This window comes from Serratia aquatilis (assembly GCF_044865145.1).
In the GTDB taxonomy this organism is placed as follows: domain Bacteria; phylum Pseudomonadota; class Gammaproteobacteria; order Enterobacterales; family Enterobacteriaceae; genus Chania; species Chania aquatilis.
The window spans coordinates 3,362,747-3,379,061 of record NZ_CP173186.1 but is presented as its reverse complement, the minus strand read 5'-3'; the positions used below and the strand labels follow the sequence as shown (position 1 = coordinate 3,379,061).

15 protein-coding genes and 1 pseudogene are annotated in these 16,315 nt (G+C 48.5%); 6 read left to right on the top strand and 10 right to left on the bottom strand.

Annotated elements, in window-relative coordinates; all coding sequences use genetic code 11:
* Nucleotides 1–14: 14 nt before the first annotated feature.
* On the bottom strand, nucleotides 15–671 hold the full coding sequence (locus SAQUA_RS15290; RefSeq protein WP_380680149.1) for an HAD family hydrolase: 657 nt from the start codon (nucleotides 669–671) through the stop codon (nucleotides 15–17).
* 392 nt (nucleotides 672–1,063) lie between these two features.
* On the opposite strand from SAQUA_RS15290, the gene SAQUA_RS15285 reads away from it, so the two are divergent.
* The gene (locus tag SAQUA_RS15285) at nucleotides 1,064–2,260 is read left to right on the top strand and encodes a serine hydrolase (protein WP_380680146.1); all 1,197 of its coding nucleotides are present in this window, start codon (nucleotides 1,064–1,066) and stop codon (nucleotides 2,258–2,260) included.
* A gap of 54 nt (nucleotides 2,261–2,314) precedes the next feature.
* On the opposite strand, the gene SAQUA_RS15280 is transcribed toward SAQUA_RS15285, so the two are convergent.
* The 5 genes from SAQUA_RS15280 to ybjG all read right to left on the bottom strand — a co-directional run bounded on the left by SAQUA_RS15280 (nucleotide 2,315) and on the right by ybjG (nucleotide 8,489).
* Complete coding sequence (locus SAQUA_RS15280) at nucleotides 2,315–3,682, bottom strand: L-serine ammonia-lyase (protein ID WP_380680143.1); 1,368 nt, start codon at nucleotides 3,680–3,682, stop codon at nucleotides 2,315–2,317.
* Between the two features lie 149 nt (nucleotides 3,683–3,831).
* Nucleotides 3,832–5,130 (bottom strand): HAAAP family serine/threonine permease, encoded by a 1,299-nt coding sequence (locus SAQUA_RS15275; protein WP_380680140.1) that lies wholly within the window; start codon nucleotides 5,128–5,130, stop codon nucleotides 3,832–3,834.
* Between the two features lie 915 nt (nucleotides 5,131–6,045).
* Nucleotides 6,046–6,810 carry a DNA-binding transcriptional repressor DeoR gene (gene deoR / locus SAQUA_RS15270; RefSeq protein WP_380680137.1) on the bottom strand — a complete coding sequence of 255 codons (765 nt, stop codon included), beginning with the start codon at nucleotides 6,808–6,810 and terminating at the stop codon, nucleotides 6,046–6,048.
* A gap of 172 nt (nucleotides 6,811–6,982) precedes the next feature.
* Nucleotides 6,983–7,663 (bottom strand): deoxyribose-phosphate aldolase, encoded by a 681-nt coding sequence (gene deoC, locus SAQUA_RS15265; RefSeq protein ID WP_380681189.1) that lies wholly within the window; start codon nucleotides 7,661–7,663, stop codon nucleotides 6,983–6,985.
* 220 nt (nucleotides 7,664–7,883) lie between these two features.
* Complete coding sequence (ybjG, locus tag SAQUA_RS15260; RefSeq protein ID WP_380680134.1) at nucleotides 7,884–8,489, bottom strand: undecaprenyl-diphosphate phosphatase; 606 nt, start codon at nucleotides 8,487–8,489, stop codon at nucleotides 7,884–7,886.
* Nucleotides 8,490–8,770: 281 nt separating this feature from the next.
* On the opposite strand from ybjG, the gene eco reads away from it, so the two are divergent.
* Nucleotides 8,771–9,283: a serine protease inhibitor ecotin gene (gene eco / locus SAQUA_RS15255; RefSeq protein ID WP_380680131.1), complete on the top strand. Its 513-nt coding sequence runs from the start codon at nucleotides 8,771–8,773 to the stop codon at nucleotides 9,281–9,283.
* A gap of 54 nt (nucleotides 9,284–9,337) precedes the next feature.
* On the opposite strand, the gene lpxA is transcribed toward eco, so the two are convergent.
* On the bottom strand, nucleotides 9,338–10,132 hold the full coding sequence (gene lpxA / locus SAQUA_RS15250) for an acyl-ACP--UDP-N-acetylglucosamine O-acyltransferase (RefSeq protein ID WP_380681186.1): 795 nt from the start codon (nucleotides 10,130–10,132) through the stop codon (nucleotides 9,338–9,340).
* 471 nt (nucleotides 10,133–10,603) lie between these two features.
* Between lpxA and SAQUA_RS15245 the strand changes: the two genes are divergently transcribed.
* The gene (locus SAQUA_RS15245) at nucleotides 10,604–11,083 is read left to right on the top strand and encodes a 2TM domain-containing protein (protein WP_380680128.1); all 480 of its coding nucleotides are present in this window, start codon (nucleotides 10,604–10,606) and stop codon (nucleotides 11,081–11,083) included.
* 120 nt (nucleotides 11,084–11,203) lie between these two features.
* Here SAQUA_RS15245 and SAQUA_RS15240 read toward each other — a convergent pair.
* Nucleotides 11,204–11,437 (bottom strand): annotated as a pseudogene (locus SAQUA_RS15240) (ASCH domain-containing protein); the annotation flags it as partial.
* A gap of 207 nt (nucleotides 11,438–11,644) precedes the next feature.
* Nucleotides 11,645–13,333: an aspartate:alanine antiporter gene (locus SAQUA_RS15235; RefSeq protein ID WP_380680125.1), complete on the bottom strand. Its 1,689-nt coding sequence runs from the start codon at nucleotides 13,331–13,333 to the stop codon at nucleotides 11,645–11,647.
* A 409-nt stretch (nucleotides 13,334–13,742) separates the two neighbouring features.
* On the opposite strand from SAQUA_RS15235, the gene SAQUA_RS15230 reads away from it, so the two are divergent.
* Nucleotides 13,743–14,132, top strand: coding sequence for an inner membrane protein YbjM (locus SAQUA_RS15230; RefSeq protein ID WP_380680122.1), 390 nt, complete (start codon nucleotides 13,743–13,745; stop codon nucleotides 14,130–14,132).
* Nucleotides 14,133–14,178: 46 nt separating this feature from the next.
* On the opposite strand, the gene SAQUA_RS15225 is transcribed toward SAQUA_RS15230, so the two are convergent.
* The gene (locus SAQUA_RS15225; RefSeq protein WP_380680119.1) at nucleotides 14,179–14,445 is read right to left on the bottom strand and encodes a GrxA family glutaredoxin; all 267 of its coding nucleotides are present in this window, start codon (nucleotides 14,443–14,445) and stop codon (nucleotides 14,179–14,181) included.
* Nucleotides 14,446–14,815: 370 nt separating this feature from the next.
* Between SAQUA_RS15225 and SAQUA_RS15220 the strand changes: the two genes are divergently transcribed.
* A complete protein-coding gene (locus tag SAQUA_RS15220) occupies nucleotides 14,816–15,118 on the top strand; it encodes a YbjC family protein (RefSeq protein WP_380680116.1) in 303 nt (100 codons plus the stop codon).
* A gap of 121 nt (nucleotides 15,119–15,239) precedes the next feature.
* On the top strand, nucleotides 15,240–16,142 hold the full coding sequence (gene rimK / locus SAQUA_RS15215; RefSeq protein ID WP_380680113.1) for a 30S ribosomal protein S6--L-glutamate ligase: 903 nt from the start codon (nucleotides 15,240–15,242) through the stop codon (nucleotides 16,140–16,142).
* Nucleotides 16,143–16,315 lie beyond the last annotated feature (173 nt).

Sequence of the window (16,315 nt, the reverse complement as noted above, 5' to 3'; positions counted from 1 at the left end):
TCACCCAGAAAACGCTAACGTTGCCAGTGGCATACCTCCCAGCCAGATTGTGTGGCGAGTGCAGCCAGCTCGCTGGTTGGATTGATCACCGTAGCGCTGTCAACGTATTCCAGCATGGCTCTATCATTAATAGAGTCACTATAGCCATGGCGGTGATCAAATTTCAGTTCTGGGTGCTGTTGCAACCACTGCTCCAGACGGACAACTTTGCCCTGTTGATAAGTCATGGTGCCGTAGGTATTGCCAGTAAAACGGTCCTCAGCCACTTCAACCCCAATCGCCAGCGCGCCATCTGCCCCCAAATGTTCAGCAATTGGCGTTACCAGATGCTCGCCGGTGGCGGAAATCACCAGGATGTAGTCGCCTCGTTCACGGTGCCACAGCAAGCGCTCGCGTGCTGCAGGGTAAACGCGTGGCAGAATATCCCGGCGAATGTAGCGTTGTACCCAACCAGCAACGGTTTGTGTGCTTAGCCCCACCAACGGTGCCAGCGTCGCCTTCATGTAATCTTCCATCGAGAGTTTTCCCTGATGGTAAGACTGCATCAACCGTTGTTCTTGTTGCCCCAGCTCAGTTGGCGCAAAACCTTCAGCAATCAGCCAGCGGATCCACAGGCTGGCACTGTCATCGTCAATCAAGGTTTCATCCAGGTCGAAAAGGGCTAAATCCATCAATTTTTCTCCGGCAAGGAACGTAATGGGGTATACAGAGTAGCGGAAGCCGTTGGCTACTAGGCGATGGCCACAAAGAGATCGCAAAATCATAAGAAATTTTGATGACAGTGCGAAGACAATTTATTGACGGTTTGCCTACTCATTTTCCGTCGAGAGCGTACAGTTATGTAAAAATGGAGAAAAACCAGACTAATCCCTGTAAAAACAGGTGGGATCTAATAAACTCACGGCTAGGGCTCTTTCAGATTGTGCTGGTCAAAATGCATAACGCGTTATGTTCTGCGGTTAGCAGCACTCTTTCGAGTCACCTTCGCTAGTTGGCTGAAAACGTGAACATGTTTGAAAGTTAACGCTATTTCAATGGTTTAAATGGACACTCTGGCGACGTAATGATGAAAAAAAAATTTTCTACCCCCCTTGGTAAACTGACCCTCGGTGTAGGCGTCTTGTTATTGGTCGTTCCCAGCTTAAGGGCAGCCGATGCCCCTGCCGCTCCCCAGGTTGATGCCAAAGCCTACGTGCTGATGGATTACAACAGTGGCAAGATCCTGGCCGAAGGCAATGCAGATACTCGCCTTGATCCTGCAAGCCTGACTAAAATCATGTCCAGTTATGTGATCGGCCAGGCGATGAAAGCGGGCAAAATAAAACCTGACGATCTGGTTACCGTTGGTAAAGATGCCTGGGCAACCGGGAACCCGGCCCTGCGTGGCTCTTCACTGATGTTTATTAAACCGGGCGATAAAGTACCGGTTTCGGAACTGAATAAAGGCATTGTTATTCAATCTGGCAACGACGCCAGTATTGCTCTGGCAGATTTCGTGGCGGGCAGCCAGGACTCTTTCGTCGGGTTGATGAATAACTACGCTAAATCCCTTGGCCTGCAAAATACCCATTTTCTTACCGTTCATGGCCTGGATGCTGAAGGGCAATACAGTACCGCTCGTGATATGGCGTTACTGAGCCAGGCGCTGATCCGTGATGTGCCGGATGAATATGCGGTGCATAAAGAGAAAGAATATACTTTCAACAAAATCCGCCAGATAAACCGTAATCGGCTGTTATGGAACAGCAATCTGAATGTGGATGGTATCAAGACCGGCTTTACCAGCGGAGCCGGGCATAATCTGGTGGCTTCGGCTACCGAAGGCCCAATGCGCTTGATTTCGGTGGTGCTGGGTGCTCCGAGCGATCGGATCCGTTTCAGTGAAAGCGAGAAGCTATTGACCTGGGGCTTCCGTTTCTTTGAAACCGCGACGCCGCTCAAAGCAGATAAAGCGTTTGTTACCCAGAAAGTGTGGTTTGGTGACGTGGGTGAAGTGCCACTGGGCGTGGCAAAAGATGCGTCAGTGACTATTCCGAAAGGGCAGATGAAAAACCTGAAAGCTACCTACAAACTTAATCAGCCGACATTGGAAGCACCGTTGGCAAAGGATCAGGTGGTCGGTACCATTGAGTTTCAGCTCGATGGTAAAACCATCGAACAGCATCCACTGGTGGTGATGCAGGAAGTCAAAGAGGGGAACATCTTCAGCCGCATGTGGGATTTTGTCATGATGAAGCTGAGTCAGTGGTTTGGTGGTTGATAATCTTCAAAGATTGCATCTTCTCTAGGGGGCCCCCGTGGCCCCCTCGGGTTATCAGTTACAAGCAACGATCTTTATAGCCAAACCACCCTGAGAAGTTTCACGGTATTTGGCATTCATATCTTTCCCTGTCTCGTACATGGTTTCGATCACTTTATCCAGGCATACGCGCGGTTCGCTGGTACGACGTAATGCCATGCGTGCGGCGTTGACGGCCTTAACGGCGGAAATGGCGTTACGCTCGATACAAGGTACCTGGACCTGACCAGCGACGGGATCGCAAGTCAGGCCAAGGTGGTGCTCCATGGCAATTTCTGCAGCGACACACACTTGGGAAGGGCTACCTCCCATTAGTTCTGCCAGCCCGGCAGCGGCCATTGAACAGGCAACACCAACCTCGCCCTGGCAACCAACCTCAGCGCCAGAAATAGATGCGTTCATCTTAAAGAGCGCACCAATGACGCCTGAAGTCAGGAAAAAACGACTATAAGAATTGGTATTTACTGGGCGAATAAACTGGTCGTAATACGCCAGCACGGCGGGAATGATGCCACAGGCTCCGTTGGTAGGAGCTGTCACCACGCGTCCCCCGGCGGCATTCTCTTCATTGACTGCGAATGCGAACATGTTGATCCAATCCACCACATTCATAGGATCGATATTGTTCTTGTCACCGGTTACCAGAAGGCGGCGCAATGGCGCGGCACGGCGCTGAACTTTCATCGGGCCAGGCAGCAAACCTTCGGTATTCATACCTCGCTCTATGCCGGTTTTCATCACTTGCCAGACATTGGCGAAATGGGCTTCGATTTCCGCTTTACTCCGCAACGCCAGTTCGTTCTGCATCACCAACCCGGAAAGAGAAAGTCCGGTATCTTTGCAGTGCTGCTGCAAGTCTTGCGCAGAACGGTAAGGGTAGGGAATTTCCGATGTATCATTGGCCGATTGCCCGAAATGTTCTTCATCGACGATGAAACCGCCACCGATAGAGTAATAGGTTTTGCTGTGCAGTAATTGATCGCCAGCATAGGCGCTGATGCGCATTCCATTCTCGTGCAGTGGCAGGTTGGTATTGTGGAAGTTCATGCTGCCTTGCAGCGGGAAGTCGACTTCATGTTGGCCATTAGCCAAAGGCAAACGGCCACGTTGTTCCACATCGAGGATAAAAGCAGGAATACTGTCGATCTCTACATCATGAGGCAAATTACCCGCCAACCCCATAATGATCGCGATATCGGTTTTATGTCCTTTGCCAGTCAGTGATAGTGAACCGAAGACGTCAACGACCACTCTCGTGGCGCTGCGAAGTTGCCCGGCAGCAATCAAATCTTCGGTAAACTGTTTGCCAGCCTTCATGGGGCCGACGGTGTGAGAACTGGATGGGCCGATGCCAATTTTGAAAATGTCGAAAACGCTGACCATGGTCTCGCTTCCTTTTGCAGAATTTAACCCTTGAACTTTCGAGCGACTGTGCGATTGCTGGTGGGCTACACCAGGGAGTGGGGGGCACAGTCAGGTCACAGAATCGGGGCAAGGGCAGGAGCCGGTGCCGAAGCACCGGCCAAGAGTGATTAACCGAACAGGGTGAATAGGATTGCTGAAATGGCAATCAACCCCATCAAGACCACGAAGACGTTACTGACGTGACCGCTGTATTTGCGCATGGCCGGGACTTTGTGGATGGCATACATCGGCATCAAGAACAACAGCATAGCGATGATTGGGCCGCCCAGGCTCTCGATCATACCCAGAATACTTGGGTTCAACGTTGCGACTATCCAGGTTGTCACCAACATGAAGATTGCGGTGATACGGTTCAATCTATTGCTACTGATGGTTTTGCCGCGGCTTTTCATCGATTTGGTAATTAAACCGTTAAAACCTTCACGGGCACCCAGGTAGTGACCCAGAAACGACTTGGTGATGGCGATAAAAGCGATAAACGGCGCGATATACTCGATCATCGGGTTATGAAAATGGTTGGCCAGATAGGACAGAATAGAAATGTTCTGCGCTTTGGCTTCGGCCAGATCTGCTGGGGAAAGGCTTAGTACGCAACTGAATACAAAGAACATGACGGTCAACACCATCATGGTGTGTGCGTAAGCCAGAATGCGGGAACACTTCTTCTCTGCACCATCACCGTATTCTTCCCGTTTTGCCACCGCAAAAGCTGAGATAATCGGTGAATGGTTGAAGGAGAACACCATGACAGGAATGGCCAGCCATAGGGTGACTATCAGGCCGTGCCCCAAACCACTGCTGGAGTTTGAGAGAGAAACGTTTTCGAAGATGGCACCGCTCCAGTTAGGGATCAGGTACAGCGCCAGCAGCATGAGTACAGCAACAAACGGGAAAACCAGAATACTCATCGTTTTCACAATTGCTTGCTCACCGAAACGCACGATGCACATCAGGCCGACAATCAGAATCAGTGACAGAATGGCGCGCGGTGGCGAAGCCATGCCGAGCTGGTGGGTGATAAAGCTGTCTACGGTGTTGGTGATGGCGACGCTATACACCAACAGAATAGGGTAGATAGCGAAGAAATAAAGCAGGGTAATCAACTTACCTGCGCCGTTACCGAAGTGTTCTTCTACTACGACAGTGATGTCTTCCCCTGGGTTTTTACCCGATAAAACGAAGCGGCACAGACCGCGGTGGGCAAAGTAGGTCATCGGGAAGGCAATAATGGCCATGATGATCAATGGGATCAAACCACCGATACCCGCGTTGATTGGCAAGAACAGGACGCCTGCGCCAATAGCTGTGCCGTAAAGGCCCAACATCCACATAGTGTCGGTTTTACGCCAGGTACTGCTGGAACCAGATTCTGCTGAGGCAATAGTGCCGGTATGTGTAGTGTCCATAAAATATCTCCGAGGTGAACACGTTAACTTAAAATTAAAGCTAAAACTGAAGGTTAAAACCCATTGGCGGAATTATTGTCATGTCGCTAAGGGTAAAATTAGGTGCTCTTTGTGGGAATGAATGCCCCTGGTTGTTTATTATGCAAATTACTCTCAGGCTCTATTACCGGGTAACTAACTAAATGATTTTCTGTAGTTAAATGGCATAAAGCTGTAAATTCTGTTAGAGAGTTGTTTTTTACTGATTTTTGCTGTCGAGAAGATAACTATTGTTAGAATAAAAAACTGTGATCTTGCTCCAATATACCGTGTTTGTGCCATTTTTGAATTTTTTGTTGGTGTTTTATGCAAATGTTAATCTTTTGTTTGAATTTTAATGCTTCTAAATTTTGCAATTTTATTAAGATTTTAATGTTGACTATGTGACATACGGCAAGATAAAAATCTGAGTTTAAAACTGGATGGGCAATATATTTTATGCGTCGGCTCTGGTCTACCCCAAAAACTTAATTAAGCTATTTTAGTGATTAAGATCACGTTTCTCTATTAAGTATTATTTATTAAGATATTGTTTTTAATGGTATTTCTGTCGCATGGGAACCGTAAGCCTGCTAGATAATCTCGGAATAGACACACTGTTATTCATCATATAAATCGAGATGGGTGAACATATCTTAATCAAATAAGTTAAGAAGATATTGTGAATGAAAATTGTGGTAAAGGAGTGCGGTTATTTTCTGTGAAGAAATTAACCGCGTTCACGGCACATTGTTTAATAATAACGTTGGCAAGTTGTTGCAATATATTGAACTGTAATTAGCTGTTACTAACGATCCTTCAGGCTAAAATGCGCATTATTTGCGCAATAAATAGCATGGGAAATAAGTTTTTTAACAGCCTACAGCGGGGCGGGATTTAAAATCGCAGAGTGATAGCATGCTCACTGAAGAAATCGACGAACTCCTTTGCTGGCTGGCGGTCGGTAATTACCCGATCAAAAAGCGTTAGTGGCCCGATGCACACTGACCTGATTACGGCAAATTTGCTGTAGTCGGCAACCAGGATTTTCTGCTGTGCCATGGCCATAGCCTTGTGTTTCATCGCTAGTTCATCAAAGTTGAAGCAGGTTGCGCCCTGTTGCAGCGCAATCCCCGCCGCAGATATAAAGGCAACATTGGGGCAAATAGCATCCAGTTCGTTGTGCTGGCCGACAGCGGTAAAAATGGCGTTATTAGGCTTGAATTCACCACCGCACAGGATCACTTTGCAATTGGGTTTATTCTGCAATGCCAGGAAAGTATTGAGTGAGTGACACACTGCGGTGAAAGACAGATCATCGGCAATTGCGTCGATGATTGCTGGGGTTGTGGTACCACAGTCAAAGAACACCGTATCGTTTTCATTAACTAACGGCGCTGCCAGCAGACCAATGCGCTTTTTCTCCGCCACCTGTCTGGCTTTTTGATCGGATACAAAGTAGTGGGTTACCCCAGTGGCGCGTGGATCGGCCACCACGTAGCCACCTAACAACCGCACCGCTGTGGGTTCAGCACTGAGATCGCGCCGGATAGTCATTTCCGAAACGCCTAGCAGCTGTGCGGCTTCTTTCAGGTGAATTTTATCAGAACGCTTTAATGCCTGGGCTAGCAGGTTGATTCGTTCGTCGCGCCTTGTTTCCATCGGTGTAGGTGAACCCCAAAATATACGGTTAACAGGACACAGCCTACACTCAAGTTACTTCAAATTGCAGGTAGGCCGCAAACTTGCAGGCCCTAACTGCATTAATAACTCTATGGCTGGGGCCGCGAATGTAGCTAGGCTGTGCAGATATACCTGCTGCGCTTGATCAAGTTTAGTAGCTGGAAGCAGAGGCGCTGTTGCCAGAAACAATCGCAATACCTGAACTGGTACCTATGCGTGTAGCACCCGCGCCGATCATTTTTTCTGCGGTTGCTTGATCGCGCACGGCTCCAGATGCTTTGACGCCCATCTCGCTACCAACCGTCGTTCGCATCAGTTTGACATGTTCTTCACGAGCTCCCCCAGTACTGAAGCCGGTGGATGTTTTAACAAAAGCCACATCCAACTCGCGGCACATTTCACAAACCTGAACGATCTGGGTATCGCTGAGCAGACAAGTTTCCAGTATTACCTTCAACGGGATCGCCTCACAAACCTCGCGCACTGCAGCGATATCGGCCTTTACTTCATCCAGCAGGCCACTTTTTAGCCATCCGACATTTATCACCATATCGATCTCCTGCGCCCCAGCAGCGATAGCGGCTTTGGCTTCGAAGGCTTTTACTACGGTTAAACCGGCCCCCAGTGGAAAACCGATGACCGAGCATATTTTAACCTCGCTTTCCTGCAGCAGATGTGCGGCAAGCGGAACATAGCCTGAATTGACGCAGACGGCATAGAAATTGTGCTGCAGGGCCTCATCGCACAGTTTGGCAATTTGACTCTCGGTAGCATCCATTGCTAGCAATGTGTGGTCAATATAACTTGCGTAATCAATCTGTTCGGTAGTCATCATGAATCCTCAATTAATTTGAAACGTGCTGAAATATGAGCAATGTTAGAATAATAACATTCAAGTTCAAGGATGAGTAGTATGCAGTATGATGATAGTGTTTAATGCTACTTAAATTGGGGTGTTCACTGTTGTGGGTATGTTATTTAAATAACATTCTAGCGCGATTTTTTTAGATGCAAAGCTTGTAGACGCGGCAGGAACCACCTGCCGGAAGGGATTATTCTTGCACCCATCCTTTACGGATCGGGAAGGCGAACAGGAAGTGGTACAGACGCGTTAATTTAGCGGCGATGGCGTAACCAAACAGATTCCACAGCAGTTGTGCAAACAGACAACCCACCCCTCCTAACAGGAAACCACCTACCATATCCAGTGGCCAGTGTACGCCAAGGAATACACGTGACCATGCGATTGTGATAGCAATAATCATTAGCAGAATACCTGACCAGACACGGTGCCAGCTCAGGAAGGCCAGGGCAAAAGTGAAGATCGCGGTACCATGGTTGCTGGGGAACGAACTGTCCGGCACGTGTGCCAAGTAGTTATGACCGACACCGATAGAAAATGGACGCTCATGTGGCAATAGCATGCTGATAGTTGCCGCAGCAACCATAGTGAACAGCAGAGCAATGGTTGTTTTCGCGATGACCTCGCGTTGAGCCGGCAACTGGTCGCGAGGCCCCCAGAACCATAAACTAACGATCAGTATCGGTATAACGGCAATGAGATCTTTTGCGGCAAAGATGGCAAAACTGATTAACCCTTGCGGACTTGCCGGGGAGGCATTGATCCAGGCGAAAAGAAGATAGTTCAATTGCTCCACGATGTATTACCTCGTATTACGGCGGAAGAAGCGGCTAGGCTGTCAACTGGCTGAAACCCAAAACTGGCCAACGTTAAAAGCAAGCAGGTGAGGAGTAAAGGGTGGGGGCCTTATTTCGTCTGGTTGTTTAGGATTGATTTAATCACTGTCTCTATAAGATCGAACCGTTGGCAATATAGTCACTATGCATGGATGGGGATATCCAGATTTAACCTATAATTTGACGATACAATTTCTGTTAACGTACCGCATTATGACACTATGATTTATAAGGATAAAAAATGAACAAATTTTCTGTTGTATTGACTAGTCTGTTAATGGCTATGTCTGCCAGTGCAATTGCAGCCACCACTGCCGAAAATGGCGATCTCAACAATCAACCTCTGGAAAAGGTGGCTCCTTTCCCTAAAGCTGAGAAGGGGATGAGCCGCCAGGTGATCTACTTGCCTAAACAGGAAAATGAAGAGAACCTTAAGGTTGAATTGCTGATTGGCAAAATGCTGGAAGTGGATTGCAATCGTCAGATGATGGGAGGCAATCTTGAGAGTAAAACGCTTGAAGGCTGGGGATTCACCTATTTTGTCCTGGATAAAATTTCTGCCCCGGCATCAACCATGATGGCTTGCCCTGATAACTCCAAACGTTTGGAGTTTGTGGCTGCTCATTTGGGAGATGCTGCACTGCAACGTTACAACAGTCGCCTGCCAATCGTGGTCTATGTGCCGAAAAATGTCGAGGTCCGTTACCGTGTGTGGTCAGCCAGCGCGGAAATCGGACGTGCAGTAGTGAAATAACGGCAATTAGCGCAGGCTCATACAACCCGCGGGTCGGTCATGGCCTGAGGGTTGTTAGCGGATAATGCCGCGTACAGAGCGTGTAAAAAATGCATTAAAGCAAAGCAGTTGAGGATAAACCATGCTCAACCTTTCTGCTTCCTGTTTCACTTGGTCAATCGCCAATGTGCTGTGATACAGCATGTTATACAGGGTTTGAACAATCTGCTGCTGCTGCTGTATATCCACGGGGTTAAAGAGCAGAGCTAACTTGTTGAGGCCAACAGCGGTGGCGTGATTGCCACTTGCGCAGACAAAAGGTGGGACATCTTGTACGACACCGGATTGGTCGGCAATTTGCGCGTGGGCGCCCAGGATACAAAACTGATGGATTGCACACATAAAACCAATTTGTACGAAGTCGTCTAATTCCACATGTCCGGCCAACCCTGTGTTGTCACCAATAGTTACGCCGTTACCGACGACACAATCATGTCCGATATGTACATTACTCATAAAAAGATTGTCATTACCAATAGCCGTTCTCTGAGAGCCCTGCATGGTACCGCGATGAATGGTCGCATTTTTACCGATTCTGTTTCTGTTACCAATAATCACCTCCGTAGCTTCGCCGGCGTACTTTAAGTCCTGGTTTACTTCGCCGATGGTTGAAAACTGCCCAATCACATTATCGGATCCAATACGCGTCCGCCCGTTGATGCTAACGTGAGAGGCGATGATCGAACCATCACCAATTTCTACACCAGCGGTGATGACGCAAAAAGGACCAATACAAACACCTGCCCCGATAATCACACCGGGTTCGATCACGCTGTTGCCTGAAATCCGGGCAGAAGAAGAAATTGTCATCATTTTTCCTGGTATTGTTGGCTATTCCATATTGGCGCGTAGTGTTGCCGACGCTTTTGACCAATCATGGACAAATGTTGCATTAATCAGGGAGTAAGCGACTCGCTGGAGGGATTGAGATTGGTTCACCGCGCAATGTGGTAAAGACTGGGTGATCCTCTTATGGCTGCGAGCAGCATAAAGAGTAATCGTTGATTTAACACACTGTTATATTTTATTTATTTTCTGAACCTTTCGTTAAACTGTGTTGCTTCATGGAGTGTGCTGCTATCGACATATTAAAAACTGCGGTCAAGGGCGAGTGGGAAGTGCGTGATCGCGTGACGCCTGATGTAGAATTTCTACCGGTAGGCGCAGACTTTCACACTGTCGGTAAGGTGTCGGGTTGGTGTCGGGGGGCTGACCTGTTGCTGTCATATGCTGGGCGGCATAATAAACGGGATTTCTATCCGCATAGTGAAGGTGGTATTTATGAGCCAGAGCAGTATCAAACAACTTAGACTTTCCAGGGCCTGGTCACAGGAACAGCTTGCAGAATTGGCAGCTCTCAGTGTAAGGACCATACAGCGAATTGAGAGTGGTGAGCAGGCGAGCCTCGAGACACTCAGCGCTATTGCCGCCGTTTTTAACGTTAGTGTGACAGAGATTTCTGACATTGGAGAAACTGCCGATAATGCTCAGTGTGAAAATGCCCTTGATAAACAAATAGAGAAGGCGAGAGAAAGGGTTGCCGCTGAAAGTGGGTTCTACCGTGGTTTACTGCTGTACGCGGTTGTGAATTTTTTTCTGTTTGTAATTAATCGAGTGATTACACCTGACAGTTTTTGGTTTATCTGGCCGCTTGCCATTTGGGGAACGTTCCTGGCGATTGGTGGAGTGAAGGTTTTTTTCTTGCGGGATTGGTTAGCACGCTGGCAGCAGGAACGTCTGCTGAAAATTTTGCGTAAGTAAATAGTTTGTTCGGTGCACTCCTATTCGAGGCATTAGGGCGTGATTGCCGGTGCGCGGCATTGGTATCATCCCTGATAGCCTATATCAGTTCTGTGTGTTGGTAAGGGTACTTTGCAAGCCTCACAAGACTTCCACAAGTTGGAACTCTTCAAACACCAGTTCCATATTATTAGCGTAGGTGCCTTCACGTTCGAAGAAAGCCTGGTGTCCTGCTCTCCAGTGATTCAGGCTTAAATCTCCTTCACCTTCCTTTCTGGCCTGTTCTTCAGTGATCGCAGAAAATAGGACAAGGCTCAGCGAAAGGGTTCTTATCACGCAAACTGGTTGGCCTTCTCCGCTTAAAACAATGCTATACTATTGTTTTTAAATAGTTTAAATTTAAGGCAATAAAAAACCCGCTAGTCTTGAACCTAAAAAGGCGGGACTAACGGGCTCCACAAATAAGGGACATCAAAGAAAAGCAGTGGCACTAACTCAGACTACCGCATGATCGAAAAGTTCTACCTGACAAGAGAAAATTTTAGGGTTTTTTGCCGCAGAACCATTTCCTTTCTTATCCTGTCACCACAGTATTCCTGGCCATATCACAACGATGAGCGAACCTGCCAAGGTTAACAAGACGTTAGCGATAGCATAGGTGCCTGCATAACCTAAAGCAGGGATGTTACTCCTGGCCGTATCACTGATGATTTCCATTGCTGGCGCGCAGGTGCGGGCGCCCATAATGGCACCAAATAACAGCGCTCGGTTCATGCGCAGCACATAGGCACCAAACAGGAAGCAGATGACTACTGGCACCAAACTGACGATCAGCCCGGCTATCAGCATCTGGCCGCCAACGGCACCAAGGCTGTTACCGATCCCGGCCCCTGCACTCAAGCCTACACCTGCCATAAATACCATCAAGCCGAACTCTTTCACCATATTTAGCGCTCCCTGAGGGATATAGCCAAATGTTGGATGGTTAGCTCGCAGGAAACCCAGCAGAATACCAGCGATCAACAGACCAGCGGCGTTGCCGATACCGAAGGAAAAGTTACTGAATTGGATGGTAATTTGGCCAATCAGCAAGCCAATGATAAAGAAGGAACAGAATGCCAACAGGTCGGTGACTTGGCTATGAATCGAGATAAAACCAATTTTTTCTGCAACGCTTTTCACCCGTCGCGCATCGCCACTGACTTGCAGGACATCACCTTTGTTCAACACGATGCTGTCATCAATCGGCATTTCAATCTGGCTGCGGATAACGCGGTTCAGGAAACAGCCGTGATCGGTTAACTTCAACTGACTCAGACGTTTACCTACAGCATTGCTGTTTTTAACAACAATCTCTTCGGTGACGATACGCATGTCCAGCAGGTCACGATCAAACACCTCTTTACCGTTACGGAAACTGGGATCGAGTCTGGCATGTGCATCGGGATAACCTACCAGCGATATCTCATCGCCTACCTGTAATACGGCATCCCCATCAGGGTTAGCCAGAATACCATTGCGGCGAATACGCTCAATATAACAGCCAGTTTGGCGGTAAATGCCAAGTTCACGCAGGTTTTTGCCGTCTGCCCAGGCAACCAGTTCCTGACCAACCCGATAAGCGCGGATCACCGGTAGGTAAACTTTACGTAGGCTATCGGTATCGAGACCCCGTTCGCGGGCGATTTGTTGTGCTGAGGTTGGGAGATCTTGATGCTGGAGTTTTGGCAGATAGCGCGCACCAAAAATCAGGCTGACCAAGCCAATTAGATACGTCAGAGCGTAACCGAGGCTTAAGTTATCCTGTGCGGCGAGTAATGCAGGGCCATTGGTGATAGTGTTGCGCAGCGTATCCCCAGCCCCCACCAAGACCGGAGTGGAAGTCATCGAACCGGCGAGCATACCTGCTGTCAGGCCGATATCCCAACGGAACAGCTTCCCCAGCCCAATGGCGAGGACCATCGCTGAACCGACCATCACCAGCGCCAACATAAAGTAGTTCTTGCCGTCGCGGAAAAAAATCGAGAAAAAGTTAGGGCCAGCTTCTACGCCGACGCAAAAAATAAATAGCATAAAGCCAAGGTTGAGTGCCTCGGTATTAATCGCGAAGTGCTGTTGACCAAGCAACAGCGATACCACTAAAACACCAATGGAATTACCGAGTTGAACGGAGCCCAGGCGGATTTTTCCGAGGCAGAGTCCCAAGGCGAGTACAACGAACAGTAACAGGATGTAGTTACCGTTTAACAAACTAGCGACGTTTATGTTCACGGAGTATAACTTATTGTTTACCAGTAAATGCTTGATATAGAACACTATAAGATATAGATTTAACCATAGAATATATGGATTAAAAACATATAAAAAAGCATTCCAACGGAAGGAAACTCAATCCAACGATCAGCGGCGCTTATTCTAGCCCCTTAGAAGCATGACAGCCAGCATAAAGCTGTTTGCGGGCTCTGATCTGTTTAACTCTCTTTATGACCAGGGAAGAGGCTCAGTCAATGTCACCGGTTTTGGTGGCGCGTCACGAGATGCGTGGCAAGGCTGTTTTGCAAGGTGTAGTCAGCAGTCACACCGTTTTATCCACCGCCTTCTAAGCCTAAGTGCTGTTGATGGTGCGAATCGGTTGCCTGGATGCATCCTGAAACCTGTTGGGTAGAAAAGGGAGAAGTATATGGCAAGCTATCGACCCTGGTTAGGGCTCTTCAGCTGTTTCCTGCTTTTCACAGTGGTTTTTCTAGGCCAGAAGAGTGGTGACTTCAGCATTTCTGAATCTGAACATCATGGCGATCCCGGTTTGTTGCTATTTATTATTCCCGGTTTTATCGCCAGCTATCTTTCGAGCAAAAAACGTATTCTGTGTCCGTTACTGGGGGCACTGTATGCGGTACCGCTATGTCTGCTCATCCGTCACTTTTGGCTGACGCCAGGCAATTCACTCTGGCAGGAGTTAGCCTATTCGGTCAGTGCGGTATTCTGGTGTGCTTCCGGCGCTATGCTATACCTCTTCATACGAGTGCTCCTGCAAGCGTTGCAGCAGTTGTATCAGCGACAAAGGCAATAATCATTAAAAAAGCCGCGTTTGCGGCTTTTTGCTGGGTTTCAGTAAATTATTCCTGAAACAGACTCAGGTTTTCTTTGGCATAGGCTTCGAAGTCGGTACAGCCGCCGATATGTGTTTGGTCGATAAAAATCTGCGGCACGGTTTCTACCGGCTTGCCTACGGTTTTTTCCAAATCAGCTTTGGAGATGCCTTCTGCGTGGATATCAACATAACGGAAGTTAAAATCATCACGCTCTTCAGTCAATTTTTCAGCCAGCTCTTTAGCACGTACACAGTAAGGACAGCCTGGGCGTCCGAAAATTACAGCAAACATGTCACACTCCTATTCTGTTATTCAATTACCAGTTGCCTTGCAAATTGCACTCTTGCTACCTGCTCGGGCAAACCCATTTGGGTTGACCTTTGACAGGCGCTTGAAACTGCAACCTGAAGTTCATTGGGTAAAAAATTTTGCGTGAGGCGGTGATGCTCAGGTAACTGCCAGCAGAACTCACGCTTATTTAATGCACACTGCCTTGTGCTGTGAGGCTAAAATTATTACTCACGTTGTGCTCACTACTATGCCTGTTGCCAAGTCTAAAAAAAAGCAGGAACTGCCTGTTGGTTTGATTCATAGAACCGATTAGGCTGTCGCTGCGCAGGTGAATTTACTACACTGGGCAGAGCAAGTCTGGAGATAAAATATGCGTTCATTCGGGGATTTACCGCGCCCGGTGCTGGTGCTTGAAGGGTTGGGCATGGTGCTGCTGGTGCTCTCATATCTGAGTATTCACGATTTCGTGCGTTTGCCCGGCATACTGGCCTCACAATCGGTTGCGGTCGGGATGATTTTTCTTGGCGTGGCGCTTATGGTTCCTGCTGCCGCATTCCTGGTTTGGCGTGTCGTACAGGGCTTCAGCCCACTGCTGCTTGCAGGTAAGCCAACCAAAAACGATCGGCGCTCTCCTCCGCCGTCAGATAAAAATAACCAAGGCCCCCAAGATTGAGAGTACCCAGGTGACAGGCTAGGTGACGCGGCCAACACCCCTGCAAATTGAAGAGAAACGGGTATATAGCCTTGGGGGAATGCCTGCCACTGCAGGCGATCAACGCTTTTAGGGATGATGAGTGAAAATTGCCATTCTTTCGCGCGATGGTTCATTGTACTCCTGCAAGAGATTGCGGGAGGCGGCAGAACAGCGTGGACACCGTATTGATATTATCGATCCACTCTCTTGTTACATGAATATCAATCCTGCGGCTCCGACCATCCATTACCGTGGTCGCAAACTGGAGCACTATGATGCAGTGATCCCACGTATTGGCACCGCGATGACTTTCTACGGCACCGCCGTATTACGTCAGTTTGAGCTGCTTGGTAGTTACCCACTCAATGAGTCCGTTGCCATTACACGTGCGCGTGACAAGCTGCGTTCGTTGCAACTGCTTGCGCGTCAGGGGATTGATCTACCAATTACCGGTTTTGCCCATTCGCCGGATGACACTGGGGATCTGATCGAACTGGTAGGGGGGGCTCCATTGGTGGTAAAACTGGTCGAAGGAACCCAGGGGATTGGTGTGGTACTGGCAGAAACCCGCCAGGCGGCGGAGAGCGTGATAGACGCATTCCGTGGCCTGAATGCCCATATTCTGGTACAGGAATATATCCGCGAAGCTCAGGGCAGTGATATTCGTTGTCTGGTGATCGGTGGCCGAGTCGTGGCAGCTATTGAGCGGCGGGCAAAACCCGGTGAGTTTCGTTCGAATCTGCATCGCGGTGGCACAGCGCGTAAAGTCCATATCACCGGCAAAGAGCGTGCTATGGCGATCAAGGCTGTTGCAACCCTTGGGTTAGACGTGGCAGGTGTCGACATTTTGCGAGCCGATAGAGGCCCGCTAGTGATGGAGGTTAATGCCTCTCCTGGCTTGGAAGGGGTAGAAACGACTACCGGGCTGGATATTGCCGGGATGATGGTCGAATACATTGAACAACAAGGTCGACCTGGCTTTCGTCTGAAATCTGGGGGGTAACAATACGGCCATCTGGATGCGTCCTTGCCGCTACCGTACTCGCTTAGAGCCATTTTTTGGCCGCCAGATCCTGTATTAGAAAAAATCTGATAAGTGAACTTGGTGGCTTTGATCGTGGCATATCGATTGAATATTCCGTAAGCTATGCGCCTTTTCACGTTTTAATCTTGTGA

Bases quoted from the DNA above. Each gene is read 5' to 3' on its own strand.
- SAQUA_RS15285 (WP_380680146.1), top strand. From the start codon at position 1,064: ATGATGAAAAAAAAATTTTCTACCCCCCTTGGTAAACTGACCCTCGGT.
- lpxA (WP_380681186.1), bottom strand. From the start codon at position 10,132: ATGACAATTTCTTCTTCTGCCCGGATTTCAGGCAACAGCGTGATCGAA.
- SAQUA_RS15290 (WP_380680149.1), bottom strand. From the start codon at position 671: ATGGATTTAGCCCTTTTCGACCTGGATGAAACCTTGATTGACGATGAC.
- deoC (WP_380681189.1), bottom strand. From the start codon at position 7,663: ATGACTACCGAACAGATTGATTACGCAAGTTATATTGACCACACATTG.
- deoR (WP_380680137.1), bottom strand. From the start codon at position 6,810: ATGGAAACAAGGCGCGACGAACGAATCAACCTGCTAGCCCAGGCATTA.
- SAQUA_RS15230 (WP_380680122.1), top strand. From the start codon at position 13,743: ATGGCAAGCTATCGACCCTGGTTAGGGCTCTTCAGCTGTTTCCTGCTT.
- SAQUA_RS15225 (WP_380680119.1), bottom strand. From the start codon at position 14,445: ATGTTTGCTGTAATTTTCGGACGCCCAGGCTGTCCTTACTGTGTACGT.
- eco (WP_380680131.1), top strand. From the start codon at position 8,771: ATGAACAAATTTTCTGTTGTATTGACTAGTCTGTTAATGGCTATGTCT.
- SAQUA_RS15220 (WP_380680116.1), top strand. From the start codon at position 14,816: ATGCGTTCATTCGGGGATTTACCGCGCCCGGTGCTGGTGCTTGAAGGG.
- SAQUA_RS15275 (WP_380680140.1), bottom strand. From the start codon at position 5,130: ATGGACACTACACATACCGGCACTATTGCCTCAGCAGAATCTGGTTCC.
- SAQUA_RS15245 (WP_380680128.1), top strand. From the start codon at position 10,604: ATGAGCCAGAGCAGTATCAAACAACTTAGACTTTCCAGGGCCTGGTCA.
- SAQUA_RS15280 (WP_380680143.1), bottom strand. From the start codon at position 3,682: ATGGTCAGCGTTTTCGACATTTTCAAAATTGGCATCGGCCCATCCAGT.